Consider the following 17,985-nt stretch of genomic DNA (forward strand, 5'->3'; position numbering starts at 1 on the left):
ATGGGTGAATGTCCCTTTTTCCCAGCCCCTCATAAAAATAAAGCAAGTTTGCTTGTAACCTTTTTATTAAAACGCAGATCATGGCTTGATGGTTTGTATGAGCGAAGCTATAAAATGAAATCAGGTAGGGTAAAAATGCCCGGATTTGATTTAGTGATCGCAAATCACCCAAAAGATGTGCGAAGGATTATGGTAGATGAGGTAAAGGAGTTTCCTAAAAGTCAGCTTTTGCACGAGCTTTTAAGCCCACTTTTGGGAGAGAGTATTTTTACCACAAATGGAGAAGTATGGAAGAGGCAAAGGGAGCTTTTACGCCCTTCATTTGAACAAGCAAGAATCACTAAAGTTTTTTCGCTTATGCATGAAGCGGTTTTTGATATGATGCAAAAAATAGAGAACTTAAGTGCTAAAAATAATATCTTAGAAGTAGATGAAATTATGACTTTTGTAACTGCAGATGTGATTTTTAGAACCATTATGTCAGAAAAATTGGATGAATTAAGGGGCAAGGCAGTGCTAGATGCGTTTGTAACCTTTCAAGAACAAACGGTGCATAGGGCAATCCATAAGATGTTTTGTTTGCCAAAATGGGTATCTATGCTTTTAGGAGAATATAAAAGAATAAGGGCTGGAAATACCATTAGAAAGGTGTTAGCAGATATTATAAAGCCTCGCTATGAAGCCTATAAAGAAGGGGATAGCACATATAGTGATATTCTCTCCTCACTTTTAGCGGTTGTAGATGTGGATACAAAGAAGCGATTTGGCTTTGAAGAGATTTTAGATCAAGTGGCGATGCTTTTTTTAGCAGGGCATGAAACTTCAGCAAGCTCGCTTACATGGGCGCTTTATCTCCTAAGCTTAAACCAAAAAGAGCAAGAGTTAGCTTATAAAGAGATAATTTCTATTAATCCTAGTGGAGATTTTGATATTTTGAATTTAAGGGCTTTAAAGTATTTAAATAATGTTTTTAAAGAATCGCTTAGATTATATCCGCCGGTTGGATTTTTTGCAAGAACTGCTACAAAAGATACAAATATTCAAAGAAATGAGCTAAAAGAGGGGAGTGGTGTGGTTGTAGCACCTTGGCTTATCCATAGGCATGAGAGTTATTGGAGTAATCCGCATAGCTTTAACCCCTCTCGCTTTGAAGAAAAAGAGAGAATTATAAAAGATACTTATATGCCCTTTGGTATGGGAGAGCGTATTTGCATAGGGCAAGGGTTTGCTATTCAAGAGGCGATGTTGATTTTAGCAAATATTTTAAGGACTTATAAGTTAGAATTACAAGATGGTTTTGTTCCAGATGTGGTGGGGAGGCTTACTATCCGTTCTGCAAATGGAATGAGGATTAAATTTACTAAAAGATAGGAAAGATGAAAGAAAAACTAGCAGGGACAATCCTACTTTGCGCACTTGTGCCTTTAATGATAATAGGATATTTATTTATTGTTATTGTGGGGACTTTTGGTAAAGTTAGTCGTGTAAGACAAGGGGTTAGAGCGCTAGATCATTTTGTAAATGCAACACTTTTTAATGGCTATGCTTGGGAATCTATTTCTTCACATGCTTGGAGGGAGCGGGATAAAAGGTGGGCAAAAATTGTGATAAAAATCACAAATTATTTTCAAAAAGATCATTGCAAAAGGGCAAATTCAAGAGAGCAACCCATTATTGATTTAATGCTTAGAAAACGCCTTAATGATCAAACTATCGGCAAACAATTATAATTTAGATTCTACAAAGGAAAATTATGCAAACTTATCTATTTACAGGGGCTTGTGGATATATTGGCTCACATACAGCTTATTGTTTTTTAAAAAATACCGATTGTAAGATTGTGATTTTAGATAATCTTAGCACAGGATTTAAGGAAAACTTAGCATTTTTGCAAGAAAGCTTTAAAGGAAGAGTGGAATTTGTTTGCGGGGATTTTGGGGATATTTTGGTTTTAGAGAAGCTTTTTAGTGCATTTAAAATAGATGCGATTGTGCATTTTGCGGGGAGTTTGATTGTAAGCGAATCAGTTATTAAGCCTTTATTATATTTTCATAATAACACAGCAAAAACGATTACACTTTTAGAGGTAGCGCAAAAATTTGGTGTAAATAAAATGCTCTTTAGCTCCACAGCGGCGGTTTATGGAGAGGTACAAGATGCAAAACCTATTAAAGAAAATGCAATACCTAATCCTATCAATCCTTATGGGGAATCTAAGCTGATGATTGAAAAGATACTAAAAAGCCTAGAAGTGGCAAATAAGGATTTTAAAAGCGTGATTTTGCGTTATTTTAATGTAGCGGGTGCTTTAAATGAATCTAAAAACTTAGGGCAAAGATCGCTTAATGCTACACATTTAATCAAAGTAGCTTGTGAGGTTGCGGTGGGTAAAAGACAAGAAATGGGGATTTTTGGGGTGGATTATCCTACAAAAGATGGCACATGCATTAGGGATTATATCCATGTAGATGATTTAGCAAGTGCGCATTTAGAGAGCTTAAAAACTTTAGAAAAAGAGGGGCAATCACAAGTTTATAATGTGGGCTATGGGGTTGGATTTAGTGTAAAAGAAGTAATTAATTGCGTTAAAAAAGTAAGTGGGGTGGATTTTATAGTTAAAGAGTTAAAAAGGAGAGCAGGGGATTCAGCAACTTTAATGAGTGATAATCAAAAGATTCTAACCCATACAAATTGGAAGCCAAAATATAATGATTTAGAGCTTATTTGTAAGAGTGCATATGAATGGGAAAAACAGCTAAATAGCAAGTAATTTTTAGAATATGTTATAATTACGCAAAAAACATTATGTAAAAAACATAATAAAAGGAAATTTCGATGAATAAAGGCTTAGAAGAGCAAGACAATCCCTTTTTTTATGGTGGAATTGTAAGGAATGAATTTTTTTGCAATCGTATTTTAGAAAAGCAAGAGCTAAAAAGAGATATTCATAATGGGCTAAATCTTTTAATTTACGCACCACGCCGTTTTGGCAAGACTTCATTTGTATTGCAAACCCTAGAAGAGCTAGAATGTAAATTTGTCTTTATTGATTTTATGAGTATTTTAAGCATAGAAGATTTTATCAATAAATATTTTAATGCAATTGCAAAAAATCTCAAAGAACCTATGGAGAAAGTGATAGATTTTTGCAAAAATATTTTAAAAATAAAGCCAAATATTAGCGTGAATTTTGGAAGTAATGGAGAGGCTAATTTTTCTTTAAATTTTAGTGCAAATGAAGTAAGGCAGACGCTAGAAGATGTGCTTAATCTCCCATTTTTACTTGCAAAAAAGGGCAAAAAATTTGTCGTGGTGTTTGATGAGTTTCAAGAGATTGAAAATTTTGGTTATGAATCGCTTTTTCGTTCTTGTTTACAAATGCATGGCAAGGAGGTTTCTTATATTTTTATGGGGAGCAAAAAATCCTTGCTAGATTCTATGTTTATGGATAAGAAAAGAGCCTTTTATAAAAGCGTGAAGCATTTTATCATCGATACAATTAGCCTAGAAGATTGGAGTGAGTTTATACAAAAGCGATTTAGCGCTAAGGGTAAGCAAATAGAAACGCATTTTATTGAAGAGATTTTTAAAATCACTAAGGGTTTTCCTTATTACACACAGCAATTTGCATATGAATTATGGAATTTTACACAAAATGCAGTAGATGAAAAATGTTTTCAAACAACTTTAAAGCTTATTTTGGAGCGTGAAAATGACTATTTTGCACTAGAGTGGGAGAATCTTACTAAAAATCAACGCATCGCTTTAAAAATCGTCCTAGAGCAAAAGGGCGCTAAACTCTATGATAATGCACTGCTTAAAAACTCTTCTTTGCAGACTGCACTTAATGGCTTAAAGGTAAAAGATATTTTGGATAAAAGGGGGCAGGTTTATTATCTAGTAGATCCTGTGTTTGAATATTGGCTAAAAGAATGCAGGGGATTAGGAATATAAAAGCAAAAAAACTAACTTCTAATCTTTGATAGCACACAAAGCTTTTTTGATATGCTAGAACAAAGAGAGAAGCTAGAAAAAGAAAATCAAGAATTACAAAACAAAAAGGGATTAAATCTAGTAAATAATCCCTATGTAGAAACTAAAAGCGATAGCATTTTAAAAGAAGTGTTAAAGAGTGGGGATAAGGAGATAAAGGCGTAAATCAAACAAACTCCTTTAATATCACATTTTTAAATATTTTTTATTACTTTGATTTTTAAGGGTAATAATCTTGTATAAAGTAAGAAAATGCCTATTTTAAGCAAACCTCATAATGATAAAAGAAGATTTTTAAGGATAAGAGATGAAGTATTGTTTTAAAATATCAAGTTTATATATTTGTGTAATTGTGTATCAAAAATAAAAATATTATAAAATAAGGTATAAAAAAATATTTAATAATTTATGAATTTTTGATGATTTTTTATATAATTTTATGTCCAAAAATCTAAAATTAGGATTCATTGATGAAATTACTCCAAAAAAGTTTAGCATATAGTGTTTTGGCAAGTTGTTTTTCTACTTTAGCGTTCTCGCAACCTTTAGAAGAGGCGATTAAAGATATAGAGGTGAGCGGATATTTGCGTTATCGCTATATTGATGATAGATATGATATGCTTATTTAGAAGAAGGAAAGGAAGAAAGTGCTGCTAGGCATCAATGGCGCAGTGTTATAGATTTTAAAACTTCTCTTAGTGAAAATGTGGCATTAAATTTTGGGATTATGTATGAAAATTCTAATAATGTAAATCATGGAAATGGAGTGTATGAGCCTAATTATGTTGGTGGATCGCAGATACCTCAAGGTGGTATTTTGGTTCCAGGCTCACAAGGCTTAGGAGAGGGGTTAGGCTCTGGTGCTGATGGAGAGTTTGGAGTAAGAAGCTTCTATGCTACCTTCACTCCACAAAGCACAGCCACTACAATCAAAATTGGTAAGCAAGAGCTAGATAGTCCTATAACAAATGCCTATGAAGGAGATAGAGGGACAGGGATATTTATCCAAAATAATGATATTGATGGGCTAACCTTGATGGCAAGTGCCTTTGATTCTTGGGCGATTAATAGCTCAAATACTGGAGAACTTATAAACACGCAACGCTATGCTAAAATAGCAGAGCTTACAATCACAAAACCCCTTTATTCTCTAGCAGGAATTTATAACAAAGACACTGCTTATGGGAATTTTGGAGCACAATTGTGGGGATTTTACATTAAAGATTTTTCTGATGCTTTAATCTTTAGTGAGCTTTCTTGGAAAGGCAGCTTATTTAGAGCTAAAGCGCAATACCACTATAACTTAATCGATAATTCAAAAGATTCGTTTTTGGCAATTTATAAAGATGAAAAAGGCAATCGAGGAAGTCATACAAGAAAAAATGATTTACTGGCTTTAGAGCTAGGAGCTAATTTTAAAAACGATTATTCTCTTCCTTTGGATATGAAGTTGGGCTACATTACAAACTTTGCAGATGGGACTTTGGTAGCACTAGAAAATGAAGGAACAGGCTTAGCGCGTGCTGGGAAAATCTGGTGGAATTCTTATTCGATTGAAGCAGATATGAGTCCATTGTATTTTGTAAATGATAAAAACAATAGATTTAATTTAGATGTATTTTATGCAAATGTGAATTATGGCTTTTTAGATGAGAGGTTAAATGTGGGGCTAGATTTTGTCTATGGTAGACAAGATGCTACTTTTAAAATATATGATGATTATCCAAGTCCAAGTGAATTTCAAAATTTTAAAACAAATTTTATAGAAATCACGCCTATAATAAGTTGGTAATATAGCAAACAGCTTAAACTCACTGCATATTATGCATTTTTAACGACCAAAAAAATTAGAGTAGAGGAACCTCCGCTCAAATGGGGATACCCCTTTGATCAAAAAAGAACCAAAGCACAACTTGAGGCAAAATATAGTTTTTAGATAAACTTGCTTACTCTTTTATAAATAGGGGGTTAGCAAAATAGCTAATTCAATCCCCCAAATCTCCTTTCTCTATTGTGAAATTCTTGAATGATTTTTTCTAACTCCTCTTTGCTAAAGTCAGGCCAAAGTGTTTTGGTGAAAAACAATTCTGCATAGGCACATTGCCATAAAAGAAAGTTAGATAGCCGATAATCCCCTCCCGTTCTTATTAAAATATCCACATCTTGGGGATTATCAAGATGGCTTTTGATATTCTCCTCGCTAAAGGAAAGTGCATTTGCATTTAGCTTGTTAAAGGTGCGGATAATTTCATCTTTGGCTCCATAATTAAGTGCTAGGTATTGTGTAAGCTTTGCTCCTTCTTTGGTTTCTTCTTCTAGTTCATAAATTAATCTTTGAAGTTTGTTAGAAAACATGCTTAAATCCCCTATGCTTTTAAAGGCAATTTTGTTTTCTATATAGGTTGCTTTTTCGCTTTTTAAGTATCTTTCTAAAAGCTTCATTAAAAAATCCACTTCGCTTTTAGGACGCTTCCAGTTTTCAGTAGAAAAGGCATACAAGCTTAGGTGTGTAACCCCAAGTTCTAGGCAACCTTGTAAAATCTCTTTAATCTTTTTAGCGCCCTCTTTGTGTCCATAGTGGCGGGGTTTATTTTGTGCATTTGCCCATCTGCCATTGCCATCCATTATAATCGCTAAATGCAACATTTTAGCCCTCCAAGTCTAAAAGTTGATCGCTAAAATCATACAATGGCGTAATAGAAGAATCCACATTAATATTTACCTTTTGAATAAAGGAAAGCTCTTCTAAATTGTGTTGAAGCAATCTTGCTACACTTTCATACATCACGCTAATATCTAGCCTCACGCCCTCATTAGAATTTCTTAAAACTCCCCAAGTAGCACCAAGATTTGCAAACACAGAATAAAATTCTAACGCATCTAATTCTTGAACTTTTCTTTTTTTGAGTTGTAAAAATCCATCTTTCTTTTCATCATCATAATGGAGAGGCAGTGTCAAAACCTTTTGTTTTAGGGACATCAACATATGGCTAAGAAAGGCAAATTCCCATTTAGATTCAGCGCTTGCCATTCGTTCGCCCACAAACTGCTTCATAGCTTCAAATGGGTTTGCCCCCTCTTGTAAAAACTTTTCTAAAAGTTCGGGATTTAACTTTAAAGGAGTGTTGGTTTCTTTTAGGAGATTAGGTTGTTTTATGAGGTTTGAAAGTGTGATAGAGCCATTAGATTTTCCCATCAAAGCCCAGTAGTTTTTGCCTACTTCAAGTTCTTTTATGCTTTTGGTTTCCATTGCTACATTGCCTACTTTTATCATATAGCGGATACCTTGATATTTTTCTAGCACTTCAAGCCTAATGGGCAGTGAAGCATTAAACTGCGTGGGGGTGGTGGAGTTTTGCACTTTGTTATGCAGGTTTGCCACTTGTGCCATTTGTTTAATCATAAGCCTTTTGCCTTGTTTAGAATTTGAAAAGCTAAATCTAGTTTATGTCCTTCTCCTAGATTTTCACAGATTTTATTGCTAATAAAAGTGATATTGTTAGTATCTGCATTAAAAGGGCTAGAGTTTTCACTAATCATATTAAGGCAGATTGCATTAAGATTTTTATTTTTTAAGGCATTTTTAGCAGATTCCACTCCTTCTTTGCTTTCTAGTTTAAAGCCGATTGTGATTTGATTTTCTTTTTTGATTGTGCTTAGAATGTCTTGATTTTTTATGAGTTCTAGTTCCCAAGTTTCTCCTAAATCTTCCTTTTTTAACTTATGGGAGTGGGTGTGCTTTGGGATATAATCACTTATGGCTGCTGCCATAATTAAGAAGCGATTTTTAGCAATTTTTTGCCAAGAGCTAAGTGCATTAAGATAATCTTTTGTATTTTGGACTTGAATGCTTGTGATTTCTTTGGGTAGAGTAAGGGGGAATTTAGAGCCTATGTAGGTAGTTTTTGCACCTAGTAGATAAGAAGCAATGCTTAAGAATTGAGCCATTTTACCACTAGAATGATTAGAGAGATAACGCACGCTATCTAGTGCTTCTATGCTTCCTCCGCCACTAATACACACTTCTTTATCTAGCCAAAAATCTTGTTTGAAGCACTCTTTTAAAACTCTAAAAATAATTTCTAAAGGTTCTGCTAATGCACCCTTGCCTATGGCTTTGCAAGCAAGTTCTTTGCAAAGGGGTGGAATAATGCAAATCCCTAGAGATTCGAGCTTTTTTAGAGAATCTTGTGTGATTTTGTTTTCTAGCATTTTAGTATTTGCGCTAGGAGCTATAAGTCTAATCCCTTTATAAGCTAAAAAGGTTTCTAAAAGTGGATTATCTGCTATTCCAGAGGCTAGTTTGTTAATTGTATTTGCACTTGCAGGAGTGATTAAAAAAACATCTCCAAAAGTGGCTAGTTCAATATGATTGCAAGGGTTTTCACCCCAAGATTGATTGTTTGTGTGTAAGACTTGATGGTGGCTTAGTGCTTCAAAAAGCAAAGGTTGTATGAAGTTTTGTGCTGCATTACTCATCACCACTCGCACACTAGCGCCAAGCTTTTGCAAACCTCTTAAAACTTCTAAAGATTTATAAATAGACACACTTCCGCTCACGCCTAAAATGATTTTCTTATTCTTTAAAAGAGGAGGGAGAAAGCTAGTCATTTTTTATCCTTTTTGGCAGTTTTTGGCTTTACATAGCCAAGATCTACAAGCACATTTGCAAGCTTAGCAAGAATGGGGCCTGCAGTCCCTGAACCACTTCCGCCATGTTCTACCATGATAGTAATTACATAGCGTGGGTTATCCGCAGGTAAGAATCCAGTAATCCATGCTTGTGAGCGGTGGAAATAATCCATTTCAGATTCTTTAATACGCTCTTTATCGGTTTGTGAGATACCTACTACTTGTGCGGTTCCTGTTTTGCAAGCAAGCAAGGCTTTAGATTCTCTTGTAGCATAAAATGCAGTCCCACCCACTTCACTGCATACTTGATACATTCCTTCTCTTAAAACTTTTAATTTGCTTTTTTGAAAGTCGTTTAAAACATCTTTACTCTCTCTAATAATAGCCTCTCCCCCGACATCTTTTACAAAATGAGGGGTGGGGAGTTTGCCACTTGCGATTAATGCGGTGTAGTTTGCTACTTGCATAGGAGTAACCAAAAACAAACCTTGTCCAATAGAGCTTACAATGCTATCGCCCATATACCAATCTTGTTTATATTTTGATTTTTTATAAGAGGGGGAGGGGACAATCCCAATGGATTCATTAGCTAAATCTACCCCACTTTTTTGTCCAAAGCCCATTCGTTTAATCACATTTGCAATTTTTTCAAAATCGCTTTTTTGTGCGAGTAGATAAAAATACACATCTACACTGCGTTTTAATGCTTTAAAAAGATCAGCACTTCCATGCCCTCCCTCTTTCCAATCGCGGAACTTTCTGCCTCCAACTTCCACAAAGGGAGGAGTTTTTATCTCGCTAAACTCATCAATATCGCTATTTTCTAAAAAGGCTAATCCCATTCCCATTTTAATTACAGAGCCCGGGGGATAAAGTCCATTAATAAATTTATTAATAAGCGGTTTATAGGGGCTATCACGGAGGGCATTCCAATTCTCATAAGAGATACCTCCTACAAAATGATTAAGATTGTATTCAGGATAGCTACCTGCTGCTAGAATCTCTCCATTTGTAGCATCCATAATAATAGCTGCACCATTGTGTCCGCTAAAAATTTTATCCATTTCCTTTTGGATTGTAATATCTAGTGTGGTAACTAAATCTTGATTGTCGCTTGCTTCTTTGTAAGAAAGTGTTTCTATTTCTTTGTTAAAAGCAGTTACTTTAATCACGCGTTTTCCAACTTCTCCTTGCAAGAAATTATCGTATTGTCGCTCTAGCCCTTCTTTGCCTATGATTTTTGTGTAGTGTGCTATGGGTTCTTTTTCTATATCTTTTTGATTGGCTTTACTAATATAGCCAATCACATGCGAAGCACTTGAATTATAGGGATAAAGACGCTTTGAAGTTGGGACTATTCTTATATTATCGCTTTGTGAAATATGTGTATGGTGTTTTAAAATAAACTCATGCTCTACAGATTCAATAACATTGATTAAATCATGGCTATAAGGAGAATCGTTTTTTTTGTATTTTGCAATCAACTCTTCTTTAGAATATTCTGGAAAAAACTCTAAAATCGTATCTATCTCCTTTTCTAAAATAGGCAAATTGCTTTTCAAAGAAAGACGAGGGGGAAGCGCTATATTAAAATTTACCATATTTGTAGCAAGTGGCCTACCTAACCTATCTAAAATTTGCCCTCTAAAAGGGATAATGGGTTCAGTTCTTAGAGTGTTGTTGAGTGCTTGTTTTTCATAGTCTTTATGAGAAATGATACCTATATGAAAAATGCGGAAAAATAAAATTCCCCAAAAAACAATAAAAATAAAAATGAAAAGATAAAATTGTCTATTAATCATCTATAAAATCCACAAGAAAATCCAAATAAGAAAAATTTCACACAATACATACCAAGCAAATATCCAATTAAATTTCAAAAATTCTTCATCTAAAATTATGCCAAAAAGCTTTAAAAATAGGAAATATCCAAAGTAGCTATAAGCGATAAAAAATGGAATGAGAATTTTGCTAAAGCCTAAGAATTTACGCACCTTTGGCAATAAAATCGCAAAAGAAAATGCTAAAAATAATAATGTGCTTCCTAAGGGAAGATTTTTTGTTGTTTCAAAAATTAGCAAAAGAGGCACTAAGATATAAAAAGCATTATAATTTGCCCTTTCATACGCATCTTGAGAGAGGACATAAAGCACACCTAAAAGAGGTGGCATATAATAAGACATATCGCTTAAAGGCAAGTAGATAATAATGCCAAGAATTAAGAAAATAAATCTTAAATTTTTTTTATGAGGGCTACTTCGTCGCATACGGGAAAGTGCTTACATAAAATACAATCCGCCCAAATTTTTTGGTTGGGGATTTTTTCTTTACTAATTTCTACAAAACCAAGTTTAGAGAAAAGTTCTCTTTTGTAGGTTAAAACTAAAACTTCTTGAATTTTAAGAATGCTTGCTTCATAAATGCAGTCTTGAATGAGATTTTTTGCAACTCCTTTTCTTTGATAGTTTGGGCTAACAATAAGGCTTCTAATTTCAGCGAGTGTATTTGAATGGATATGCAAAGCACAAAAGCCAAGCATAATAGGATTTTTGAGCGTATCTAGGGATTTTTTTTCTAAAAGTAAGGGAGAATTTTGCTCTAAAACTTCTTGTGATTCAAAGGCTACATGGTAGGAACGAATCATATTCGCCATAACTTCTGAAGTTCGCTCTAATATTACACCTTTTTCAATTTCTGGCTTTAAAAGCTCTTGCATTTTAGGGATAAGATCTAAAGTGGGTTGTATGATAATCATAAATTTTCCTTATAAATTCCTAAAGTTTCTTGCACGATTCTTTGTCTAAGAGAATCGATATTTTCTTTATTTCCACTAAAAAGGGCTTGTGGGAAGGCATTTTTTAGTTTTTGTTTTTGGGAGGAATTTAACTTGTCAATTTTGGTGAAGATTCTTAAGATTTTTTGATCGCCTCTTAAAAATCCACTTACAAAAGAAACAAGATTAGCATCATTTTCTAAATTAGGATGCCTGCTATCCACTAAATGAATAAAAAGCCTAATGTTATCGCGTTTTTGCAAGAATTCTACCAAGTTTTTATTCCATAGTTCTTTTTGGCTTTTAGAAACTTTTGCATAGCCAAATCCGGGCAAATCTACAAAATAAAGCTGGAGTTTTTCATCTTCATTGCTCCATTCTGTTAAAAAGAAATTGATGAGTTGTGTTTTTCCAGGTGTGGAGGAGCTTTTGGCTAAGTTTTTATTGTTACAAAGAAGATTGATAAGCGTGCTTTTACCTACATTGCTTCTTCCTAAAAACGCTATTTCACTCAGTAAAGGAGGGGGGCATTGTGAGATATTTTGCGCTGAAGTAATAAATTTTGAGTTTAAGAGTTTATAAGTTTGCATTATTTCTCTTTTTCTAATTCAAAAATTAATACAGCAGGTTTTTTAGCATCACCCAAAACATTAATAGCGCCTCTTTTTTGTTCAATGATTATTTTATCTCCTTTTGCTTCATTTTTTTTGGCAGGTTCTTTGACAAAAGCATTGCCTATAAGTTGATATTCTTCTTTTTGTGGGAGATAGATAAGCGTATCTGCACTACCTTCAACTTTACGGGAATCTTTTAGGGTGAGCCAAAATTTTACATTATTTTTTGCTTCCATTTTTGTGGGGCGATTTTGCTTGTTAAAATAAATAAACATTTCATCGGCATAAAGCCTATCATCTAGTCGTTTGATTTTCACATCGCCTTTTAAATGTGTGAGTTTGCTAGCTTCATCTGCACTAAGTTCTTGAGCACTTACATGTATTTCATCACTTAAGATGGGAGTTAAAAATAAAAAAAATAAAAGGATAAAATTTTTCATAATTCTTTTCCTGTTTGCAAGATTCCATTAATGTCTTTGGCATAAATTTTACCTTTTTTGTATTCTGCATTTTTACCATTAAATTGATAGCTTTCTTCTATAATTTTGAAATTACCTTGACTTAATAAGTTTTTGGTTTTGGTTTCATAGATGACAATCTCACTCCAAAAATTTAATGCTTCTTTTTGGTAGGTTGCACCCTTTGGCATATAGATATTATCATTTTTATGGATTGCAAAATTAGATTGTAAAGTTTCTATTTTTCCTTCTTCAAAGAGATAATGATCAATGATAAAATCTTCTAGTTCTTCTTGTCCATCTTTATTTTGTTTTGCCTTAGTTCCTTTTGCTATTACTTCTACTCCTTGTGGAGTGATTTTATGATACAAAAAAGAAGAGATTTCAAATTTTTCAATTTGTTGGGTAGCTTCTGCAATTTTACGATTTTGGATACTTAATGTGAAAGTCATTAAGACACAAGCTAGGCATAAAAAAATAAAAAAATAAATCACAAGAGAGCCTCTATGGAAATTTTTTTTAAAAGAGAGCATAAAATTCCTCTTCTAGCTTTTCTTTTTTGATAAGAAAATCAATCATTTCTCTAACTGCTCCTTTTCCGCCTTTTGATTTTAGGACTTTATAGACTTTTTTGCGTAAAATTTTAGCACAATCTTTAGGGGCAAAGGAGAATTTTGTTAAATTTAGCATGGAAAGATCGTTTAAATCATCACCAATTACTGCAAATTCATCAGTTTTTATATTTTCTTTTTCTAAGATTTCTTTTAGGGCAAGTGCTTTGTTGCTAATGCCTTGTTTTAAGTAGGTAATGCCTAATTCTTTAGCTCTTAATTCTAAGATTTTAGATTTTCTTCCAGTAATAATAGCCACTTTTTTCCCAAGTTTAATCCAGCCTGCAATTCCTAATCCATCTTTTACATTGAAAGTTTTGCTTTCAACTCCTTTTTCATTGTAGGTAATCCCGCCATCTGTTAGAGTTCCATCTACATCTAAGACGATTAGCTTTATCACAACACACCCTTTGTGCTAGGAATACTTAAAGCACTATTTTTCACACAAGCTCTACGCAAAGCCACTGCAAATGCTTTAAAGATCGCTTCAATAATATGATGGCGGTTTTTACCTCTTTTTAGGACAATGTGCGCAGAAATACCTGCATTAAAAATAAGCGCTCTAAAAAACTCTTCGGCTAATTCACAATCAAATTCTCCAAGTTTTCCTTCTAGGTTTGGAATTTCATAAACCAAAAAAGGACGATTACTAAGATCTAAATCACATTCCACACAAGCCTCATCCATTACAACAGAAGCATTTCCAAAGCGTTCTACACAAGAAATAGGATAGAGAATCTCTTTTAATAGTTTTCCAAGTACAATCCCACAATCTTCAACGCTATGGTGTGAATCAATATGCAAATCCCCTTTGCATTCTAGTTCTAAATCCCACAAGGCGTGTTTGCTAAGAGAGCTTAGCATATGATCAAAAAAACCAATGCCTGTATTAATCTTACTTACTCCATTGCCATAAATCTCTAGCGTTGCTTTGATATGGGTTTCTTTAGTTTCTCTTGTGAGTGTTGCCATGATTTCTCCTTATTGTGTGATAATAAATGAGCCTACTAATTTTTTAGAAGCGATAACATCTCTAGCTTCTGCTTCACTTTTAAATCCACTTAACATAACGCGATAAATAGGTGCATTATTTAAGCTATACTCTTTTACAAAAGCATTATAACCATAATTTGAGTGCATTTTTTGGAATCTATATGCTCCTTCTTTGTTTCTAAAAGCTCCAATTTGCACCATAAAACCTGAGATTTCCACACTTGTTTGTGTATTTGCCACTTTGTATTCTGTGTTTGCAAGTGTAGTGGTATTTAAAGGGATAGTATTAGAAATTTGTCCATTAAATCCAATAACTTCTAAGCTAACTCTTGCAGTGCCTTTGCCTATCATATCTATGTCTTTTGCAGCAGAATTTGAAAGATCAATGATTCTCCCGCTAATAAAAGGGCCTCTATCGTTGATTCTTACGATGGTGCTTTTCCCATTTTCTTTACTTGTTACACGCACGATAGTATTCATAGGTAAAGTTTTGTGGGCTGCTGTGTGTGCATACATGCTATAAGTTTCCCCATTGCTTGTTTTTTTACCATGAAACTTTGGGCCATACCAGCTTGCAACCCCATCACTTCTTTCTCCTAATGCAACAGAAGTAGGGTAATACCATTTTCCATTGATTTGATAGGGACGCATAGTGGCTTTATGCACGCGTTCATTATTATTCATAGAGCCATAATTTTTGGCGTTAGAAGAAGCGTAAGAAGAAGGATTGTAAGAGCTACTTTTATAGCCACATCCTCCTAAAAATAAAAGTGCGCCAACAAAGAGTAAAGCTTTTTTCATACATTGCCTCCATCAAGGGGAATAATAATTTCTTGGTTAATAGAAAGGCTATTAGAATTTTTAATTGCATTGAAATTTGTAAGTTTTTTAGATGAGATTCCATAGCGTTTTGCAATCGAGTAAATTGTATCGCCTTTATTTACTTTATGCACGAGGTAATTTGTGATTTTATTTCCTCGTTTAATATTAGCTTCTTTGTAGGAAGCTAGTAAATGATAGGGCAAATAAACATTATAAATTTTTGCTTTTTTAGGAGTGAAATTTTGCTTAAAATGTGGATTGTAGCGTTTTAATTCCTTTAAGCTTAGATTTGCTTGTGAGGCAATGAGGCTAAGGGGTGTGGAAGGATGTGCTTCAATAGTGGCTAAAAGCGAGTTTGCCCCACGATTTAAAAAGTAATCATAATCGCTAGATTTTAATAAATCTATATTGTGAAACAAAAGAGAAACAGAGAGAATTTTTCTAATATACATTCTACTTTCTAAAGGAATATATTTTGCCTCTGGATCTAAAAGCACCGCTAAAGAATCGCTACCTGCTTCTTTTATGGCACGCTTTAGCCTACCATCACCACAATTATAAGCAATAGCAGCAAGATACCATTTACCAAAAGTATTTTTTAAATATTTTAAATAAGCAATGGCGGCTTGTGTGGATTTAATAGGATCTCTTCTCTCATCAATTTGAGAATTGATTTCTAAACCCATAGATTGAGCGGTTTTTGGCATAAACTGCCACATTCCTACTGCTTTTTTGTTAGATTTTGCAAGAAGGGAGAATTCTGATTCAACCATTGCAAGATATAAAAACTCTTGAGGAATCCCTTCTTTTAAAAACATTTCTTTAAGAGTAGGGATAAATTCGTAACCTTTTTCAAATTTATTAAGAATATAATCCTTTTTACCCTCTTTAAAGAAAGAATTTTTTACATCTATAAAATAGGGATTATTAAGGAAGTTTGGTTCAATATCAAAGGTATTTAAAACCTCTTCGCTTCTGTTGTCATAGGCAATTTGCCCAAATTCTGCAAAACAAAATGTAAAACTTAAAAATAATGCTAAAAATATTTTCATTAGATAAAATCCTTTTTATATAATGTATAGAATATAGTTTAATTGAATATGAATCTTTTGTGTTTTTTGAGAAAAAACGCAACATTATATCTAAAAATAGGTTAGGTTTCAAATAAGAGGATTGCTAGAGTTTTTGTGTTGAAAATTAAACAAAATTAGAAAAAGTTTTAAGAAATTAAATAAGATTTGAAACTTTTAAGCTAAGAAGAGTATAATTGTAAGGATAAAAATTATTATTTACAAGGAGACAGAGTTATGGCTGGTTATATTGAACTAACAGAGCAAAATTTTGAAGAAACAATTAAAGATGGTGTTGTAATGGTTGATTTTTGGGCACCTTGGTGTAATCCATGCAAGATGATTTCCCCAGTGATTGATAAGCTTGCAGCAGAATATGCAGGAAAAGCAAAAATTTGTAAAGTAAATACAGATGATCAACAAGAGTTGGCAATGAAATTTGGAATCCGCTCAATCCCTACAATTTTCTTCTATAAAGATGGACAAAAAGTAGATGAAATGATTGGTGCTGCAAGTGAGCAAGATTTTAGAAATAAAATTGATAGTTTATTGTAAGAAAAATTTAGATGAAAAAAGGGGCAGAATTTGAAAAAATGTTGCCCTAGCTTTCCTATTGCATTTATTGTTATTTTTGCAATAGGGGCTTTTTTGTATTATCAGTATTCTTTTTCATCTGTATTGAAAATCAATTTCAAAGAGAATGGATTTTTTATACAAAAAGAAAAAGAAATAGAGTTTTTTGAACCTAAAGAATTGGAATATCATTTATGTTTTTATAGTTCTCATCAAGAAAATTGGAAAGAATTTTTAATCCAACAAAGTAAAAAATATCAAAATAAAATTTTAGCAATAGATTTATATCAAAATGGAAATATACAAGATAATAAAATTGTGAATTTAAAAGTGAGTAGTCGTGGTTTGCTAAATCTTATTAATGGTTTTGAGATTAAGCAAGTTCCTCTTTGCTTTGCATTAAAGCAAAATAAAGAGAATCCATATTCTTATGAAAAGTTAAAAGAAAATGGCATTTATAAGCTGTTAAATTTTAAAAAATAAATTCTATCTAAAGGAGTTAAAATGTTAGAATTAGCTATTATTGGTGGAGGTCCTGCAGGATTAAGTGCTGGTTTGTATGCTACTAGAGGTGGTTTAAAAGAAGTGGTAATGTTTGAAAAGGGAATGCCTGGTGGGCAAATCACTTCAAGTAGTGAAATGGAAAATTATCCAGGTGTTGCAGAGGTTAAAAGTGGATTTGATTTTATGCAGCCTTGGCAAGAGCAGTGTTTTAGATTTGGATTAAAGCATGAAATGGCAGAAGTAAAATATATTAAAAGAAAAGATAGCCATTTTGTGTTAGTTTTAAGCGATGGAAAAGAAGTGGAATCTAAAGCGGTAATTGTAGCAACAGGCGGAAGTCCGAAGCGTTCAGGAGTTAAGGGAGAAGATACTTATTGGGGTAAAGGTGTTAGCTCATGTGCAACTTGTGATGGATTTTTCTATAAAAATAAAGAAGTTGTTGTTTTAGGGGGTGGAGATACTGCAGTAGAAGAATCTATCTATCTAGCAAAAATTTGTTCAAAAGTTACACTCATCCATAGAAGAAATGAATTTAGGGCTTCTCCTATTACTTTAGAGCGTGCCAAAAATGAACCTAAAATTAACTTTTTAACACCTTATGTGATTGAAGAAATTTGCGGAAGCACTGAAGCGGGTGTAACAGGATTAAAACTTAAAAATTTAGAAGATGAAAGCACTATGGATTTAAAAATTGATGGAATTTTTGTTTTAATTGGCTATAATGTTAATAATAAAGTGCTAATGGACGAAAATGGTAATTCAATTTGTGCTTTAGATGAGTATGGACAAGCTGTTGTAAATCTAAAAATGGAAACAAATATTCCTGGATTATTTGTGGCTGGAGATTTACGCAAAGATGCTCCAAAGCAAGTAGTGTGTGCAGCTTCAGATGGAGCAACAGCGGCTTTAAGTGCAATTGAATATGTAGAACATCATAAATAA

General features: G+C 33.3%; 23 protein-coding genes. 10 read left to right on the forward strand and 13 right to left on the reverse strand.

Features of this window, described 5'->3' with window-relative positions:
• The 7 genes from EBF09_RS04485 to EBF09_RS04510 all read left to right on the forward strand — a co-directional run bounded on the left by EBF09_RS04485 (position 1) and on the right by EBF09_RS04510 (position 5,785).
• Positions 1-1,371, forward strand: a complete 1,371-nt coding sequence (locus EBF09_RS04485; RefSeq protein WP_121763941.1) for a cytochrome P450 — start codon at positions 1-3, stop codon at positions 1,369-1,371.
• Positions 1,372-1,376: 5 nt separating this feature from the next.
• On the forward strand, positions 1,377-1,730 hold the full coding sequence (locus EBF09_RS04490; RefSeq protein ID WP_121763942.1) for a hypothetical protein: 354 nt from the start codon (positions 1,377-1,379) through the stop codon (positions 1,728-1,730).
• Positions 1,731-1,753: 23 nt separating this feature from the next.
• Positions 1,754-2,770, forward strand: coding sequence for a UDP-glucose 4-epimerase GalE (gene galE, locus EBF09_RS04495; RefSeq protein ID WP_121763943.1), 1,017 nt, complete (start codon positions 1,754-1,756; stop codon positions 2,768-2,770).
• 65 nt (positions 2,771-2,835) lie between these two features.
• Entirely contained in the window at positions 2,836-3,954 is a 1,119-nt protein-coding gene (locus EBF09_RS04500; protein ID WP_121763944.1) for an AAA family ATPase, read from the forward strand.
• 51 nt (positions 3,955-4,005) lie between these two features.
• Entirely contained in the window at positions 4,006-4,158 is a 153-nt protein-coding gene (locus EBF09_RS09075) for a hypothetical protein (RefSeq protein WP_157978164.1), read from the forward strand.
• A gap of 305 nt (positions 4,159-4,463) precedes the next feature.
• Entirely contained in the window at positions 4,464-4,622 is a 159-nt protein-coding gene (locus EBF09_RS09445) for a major outer membrane protein (protein ID WP_121763945.1), read from the forward strand.
• Between the two features lie 47 nt (positions 4,623-4,669).
• Positions 4,670-5,785 carry a major outer membrane protein gene (locus EBF09_RS04510; RefSeq protein ID WP_121763946.1) on the forward strand — a complete coding sequence of 372 codons (1,116 nt, stop codon included), beginning with the start codon at positions 4,670-4,672 and terminating at the stop codon, positions 5,783-5,785.
• Positions 5,786-5,973: 188 nt separating this feature from the next.
• Here the strand turns inward: EBF09_RS04510 and EBF09_RS04515 are convergent, their stop codons facing one another.
• The 13 genes from EBF09_RS04515 to EBF09_RS04575 all read right to left on the reverse strand — a co-directional run bounded on the left by EBF09_RS04515 (position 5,974) and on the right by EBF09_RS04575 (position 15,948).
• Positions 5,974-6,639: a di-trans,poly-cis-decaprenylcistransferase gene (locus EBF09_RS04515; RefSeq protein ID WP_121763947.1), complete on the reverse strand. Its 666-nt coding sequence runs from the start codon at positions 6,637-6,639 to the stop codon at positions 5,974-5,976.
• A gap of 1 nt (position 6,640) precedes the next feature.
• Positions 6,641-7,396, reverse strand: coding sequence for a hypothetical protein (locus EBF09_RS04520; protein WP_121763948.1), 756 nt, complete (start codon positions 7,394-7,396; stop codon positions 6,641-6,643).
• Positions 7,393-8,604, reverse strand: coding sequence for a bifunctional phosphopantothenoylcysteine decarboxylase/phosphopantothenate--cysteine ligase CoaBC (gene coaBC / locus EBF09_RS04525; protein WP_121763949.1), 1,212 nt, complete (start codon positions 8,602-8,604; stop codon positions 7,393-7,395). The genes EBF09_RS04520 and coaBC overlap by 4 nt, the downstream gene beginning before the upstream one ends.
• Positions 8,601-10,427: a penicillin-binding protein 2 gene (mrdA, locus tag EBF09_RS04530; RefSeq protein WP_198672534.1), complete on the reverse strand. Its 1,827-nt coding sequence runs from the start codon at positions 10,425-10,427 to the stop codon at positions 8,601-8,603. The genes coaBC and mrdA overlap by 4 nt, the downstream gene beginning before the upstream one ends.
• Positions 10,428-10,892, reverse strand: a complete 465-nt coding sequence (locus tag EBF09_RS04535; protein ID WP_121763950.1) for a hypothetical protein — start codon at positions 10,890-10,892, stop codon at positions 10,428-10,430.
• A complete protein-coding gene (locus tag EBF09_RS04540; RefSeq protein WP_121763951.1) occupies positions 10,859-11,380 on the reverse strand; it encodes a GNAT family N-acetyltransferase in 522 nt (173 codons plus the stop codon). The genes EBF09_RS04535 and EBF09_RS04540 overlap by 34 nt, the downstream gene beginning before the upstream one ends.
• Positions 11,377-11,988 (reverse strand): ribosome biogenesis GTP-binding protein YihA/YsxC, encoded by a 612-nt coding sequence (yihA, locus tag EBF09_RS04545; RefSeq protein WP_121763952.1) that lies wholly within the window; start codon positions 11,986-11,988, stop codon positions 11,377-11,379. Before yihA ends, EBF09_RS04540 begins: the two co-directional genes overlap by 4 nt.
• Entirely contained in the window at positions 11,988-12,452 is a 465-nt protein-coding gene (gene lptA / locus EBF09_RS04550) for a lipopolysaccharide transport periplasmic protein LptA (protein ID WP_121763953.1), read from the reverse strand. Before lptA ends, yihA begins: the two co-directional genes overlap by 1 nt.
• On the reverse strand, positions 12,449-12,922 hold the full coding sequence (locus EBF09_RS04555) for a hypothetical protein (RefSeq protein WP_198672535.1): 474 nt from the start codon (positions 12,920-12,922) through the stop codon (positions 12,449-12,451). The genes lptA and EBF09_RS04555 overlap by 4 nt, the downstream gene beginning before the upstream one ends.
• A gap of 67 nt (positions 12,923-12,989) precedes the next feature.
• A complete protein-coding gene (locus tag EBF09_RS04560; protein ID WP_121763955.1) occupies positions 12,990-13,481 on the reverse strand; it encodes a KdsC family phosphatase in 492 nt (163 codons plus the stop codon).
• On the reverse strand, positions 13,478-14,053 hold the full coding sequence (hisB, locus tag EBF09_RS04565) for an imidazoleglycerol-phosphate dehydratase HisB (protein ID WP_121763956.1): 576 nt from the start codon (positions 14,051-14,053) through the stop codon (positions 13,478-13,480). Before hisB ends, EBF09_RS04560 begins: the two co-directional genes overlap by 4 nt.
• Before the next feature lie 9 nt (positions 14,054-14,062).
• Positions 14,063-14,875 (reverse strand): septal ring lytic transglycosylase RlpA family protein, encoded by an 813-nt coding sequence (locus EBF09_RS04570; protein ID WP_121763957.1) that lies wholly within the window; start codon positions 14,873-14,875, stop codon positions 14,063-14,065.
• Positions 14,872-15,948, reverse strand: a complete 1,077-nt coding sequence (locus EBF09_RS04575) for a lytic transglycosylase domain-containing protein (protein ID WP_121763958.1) — start codon at positions 15,946-15,948, stop codon at positions 14,872-14,874. Before EBF09_RS04575 ends, EBF09_RS04570 begins: the two co-directional genes overlap by 4 nt.
• A gap of 255 nt (positions 15,949-16,203) precedes the next feature.
• Between EBF09_RS04575 and trxA the strand changes: the two genes are divergently transcribed.
• From trxA to trxB, 3 genes are read left to right on the forward strand one after another with little or no spacing between them, the layout of a single operon-like run.
• Entirely contained in the window at positions 16,204-16,521 is a 318-nt protein-coding gene (gene trxA / locus EBF09_RS04580) for a thioredoxin (RefSeq protein WP_121763959.1), read from the forward strand.
• A 30-nt stretch (positions 16,522-16,551) separates the two neighbouring features.
• Complete coding sequence (locus EBF09_RS04585; protein ID WP_121763960.1) at positions 16,552-17,022, forward strand: hypothetical protein; 471 nt, start codon at positions 16,552-16,554, stop codon at positions 17,020-17,022.
• A gap of 21 nt (positions 17,023-17,043) precedes the next feature.
• Complete coding sequence (trxB, locus tag EBF09_RS04590; RefSeq protein WP_121763961.1) at positions 17,044-17,985, forward strand: thioredoxin-disulfide reductase; 942 nt, start codon at positions 17,044-17,046, stop codon at positions 17,983-17,985.

Origin of the sequence: Helicobacter burdigaliensis (assembly GCF_003670295.1) — a bacterium.
Lineage (GTDB): Bacteria > Campylobacterota > Campylobacteria > Campylobacterales > Helicobacteraceae > Helicobacter_D > Helicobacter_D burdigaliensis.

What these genes read in the sequence shown, in the direction of transcription:
- EBF09_RS04485 (WP_121763941.1), top strand. Translation starts at nt 1, where the DNA reads ATGGGTGAATGTCCCTTTTTCCCAGCCCCTCATAAAAATAAAGCAAGT.
- EBF09_RS04490 (WP_121763942.1), top strand. Translation starts at nt 1,377, where the DNA reads ATGAAAGAAAAACTAGCAGGGACAATCCTACTTTGCGCACTTGTGCCT.
- galE (WP_121763943.1), top strand. Translation starts at nt 1,754, where the DNA reads ATGCAAACTTATCTATTTACAGGGGCTTGTGGATATATTGGCTCACAT.
- EBF09_RS04500 (WP_121763944.1), top strand. Translation starts at nt 2,836, where the DNA reads ATGAATAAAGGCTTAGAAGAGCAAGACAATCCCTTTTTTTATGGTGGA.
- EBF09_RS09075 (WP_157978164.1), top strand. Translation starts at nt 4,006, where the DNA reads ATGCTAGAACAAAGAGAGAAGCTAGAAAAAGAAAATCAAGAATTACAA.
- EBF09_RS09445 (WP_121763945.1), top strand. Translation starts at nt 4,464, where the DNA reads ATGAAATTACTCCAAAAAAGTTTAGCATATAGTGTTTTGGCAAGTTGT.
- EBF09_RS04515 (WP_121763947.1), bottom strand. Translation starts at nt 6,639, where the DNA reads ATGTTGCATTTAGCGATTATAATGGATGGCAATGGCAGATGGGCAAAT.
- EBF09_RS04520 (WP_121763948.1), bottom strand. Translation starts at nt 7,396, where the DNA reads ATGATTAAACAAATGGCACAAGTGGCAAACCTGCATAACAAAGTGCAA.
- coaBC (WP_121763949.1), bottom strand. Translation starts at nt 8,604, where the DNA reads ATGACTAGCTTTCTCCCTCCTCTTTTAAAGAATAAGAAAATCATTTTA.
- mrdA (WP_198672534.1), bottom strand. Translation starts at nt 10,427, where the DNA reads ATGATTAATAGACAATTTTATCTTTTCATTTTTATTTTTATTGTTTTT.
- EBF09_RS04535 (WP_121763950.1), bottom strand. Translation starts at nt 10,892, where the DNA reads ATGCGACGAAGTAGCCCTCATAAAAAAAATTTAAGATTTATTTTCTTA.
- EBF09_RS04540 (WP_121763951.1), bottom strand. Translation starts at nt 11,380, where the DNA reads ATGATTATCATACAACCCACTTTAGATCTTATCCCTAAAATGCAAGAG.
- yihA (WP_121763952.1), bottom strand. Translation starts at nt 11,988, where the DNA reads ATGCAAACTTATAAACTCTTAAACTCAAAATTTATTACTTCAGCGCAA.
- lptA (WP_121763953.1), bottom strand. Translation starts at nt 12,452, where the DNA reads ATGAAAAATTTTATCCTTTTATTTTTTTTATTTTTAACTCCCATCTTA.
- EBF09_RS04555 (WP_198672535.1), bottom strand. Translation starts at nt 12,922, where the DNA reads ATGACTTTCACATTAAGTATCCAAAATCGTAAAATTGCAGAAGCTACC.
- hisB (WP_121763956.1), bottom strand. Translation starts at nt 14,053, where the DNA reads ATGGCAACACTCACAAGAGAAACTAAAGAAACCCATATCAAAGCAACG.
- EBF09_RS04570 (WP_121763957.1), bottom strand. Translation starts at nt 14,875, where the DNA reads ATGAAAAAAGCTTTACTCTTTGTTGGCGCACTTTTATTTTTAGGAGGA.
- EBF09_RS04575 (WP_121763958.1), bottom strand. Translation starts at nt 15,948, where the DNA reads ATGAAAATATTTTTAGCATTATTTTTAAGTTTTACATTTTGTTTTGCA.
- trxA (WP_121763959.1), top strand. Translation starts at nt 16,204, where the DNA reads ATGGCTGGTTATATTGAACTAACAGAGCAAAATTTTGAAGAAACAATT.
- trxB (WP_121763961.1), top strand. Translation starts at nt 17,044, where the DNA reads ATGTTAGAATTAGCTATTATTGGTGGAGGTCCTGCAGGATTAAGTGCT.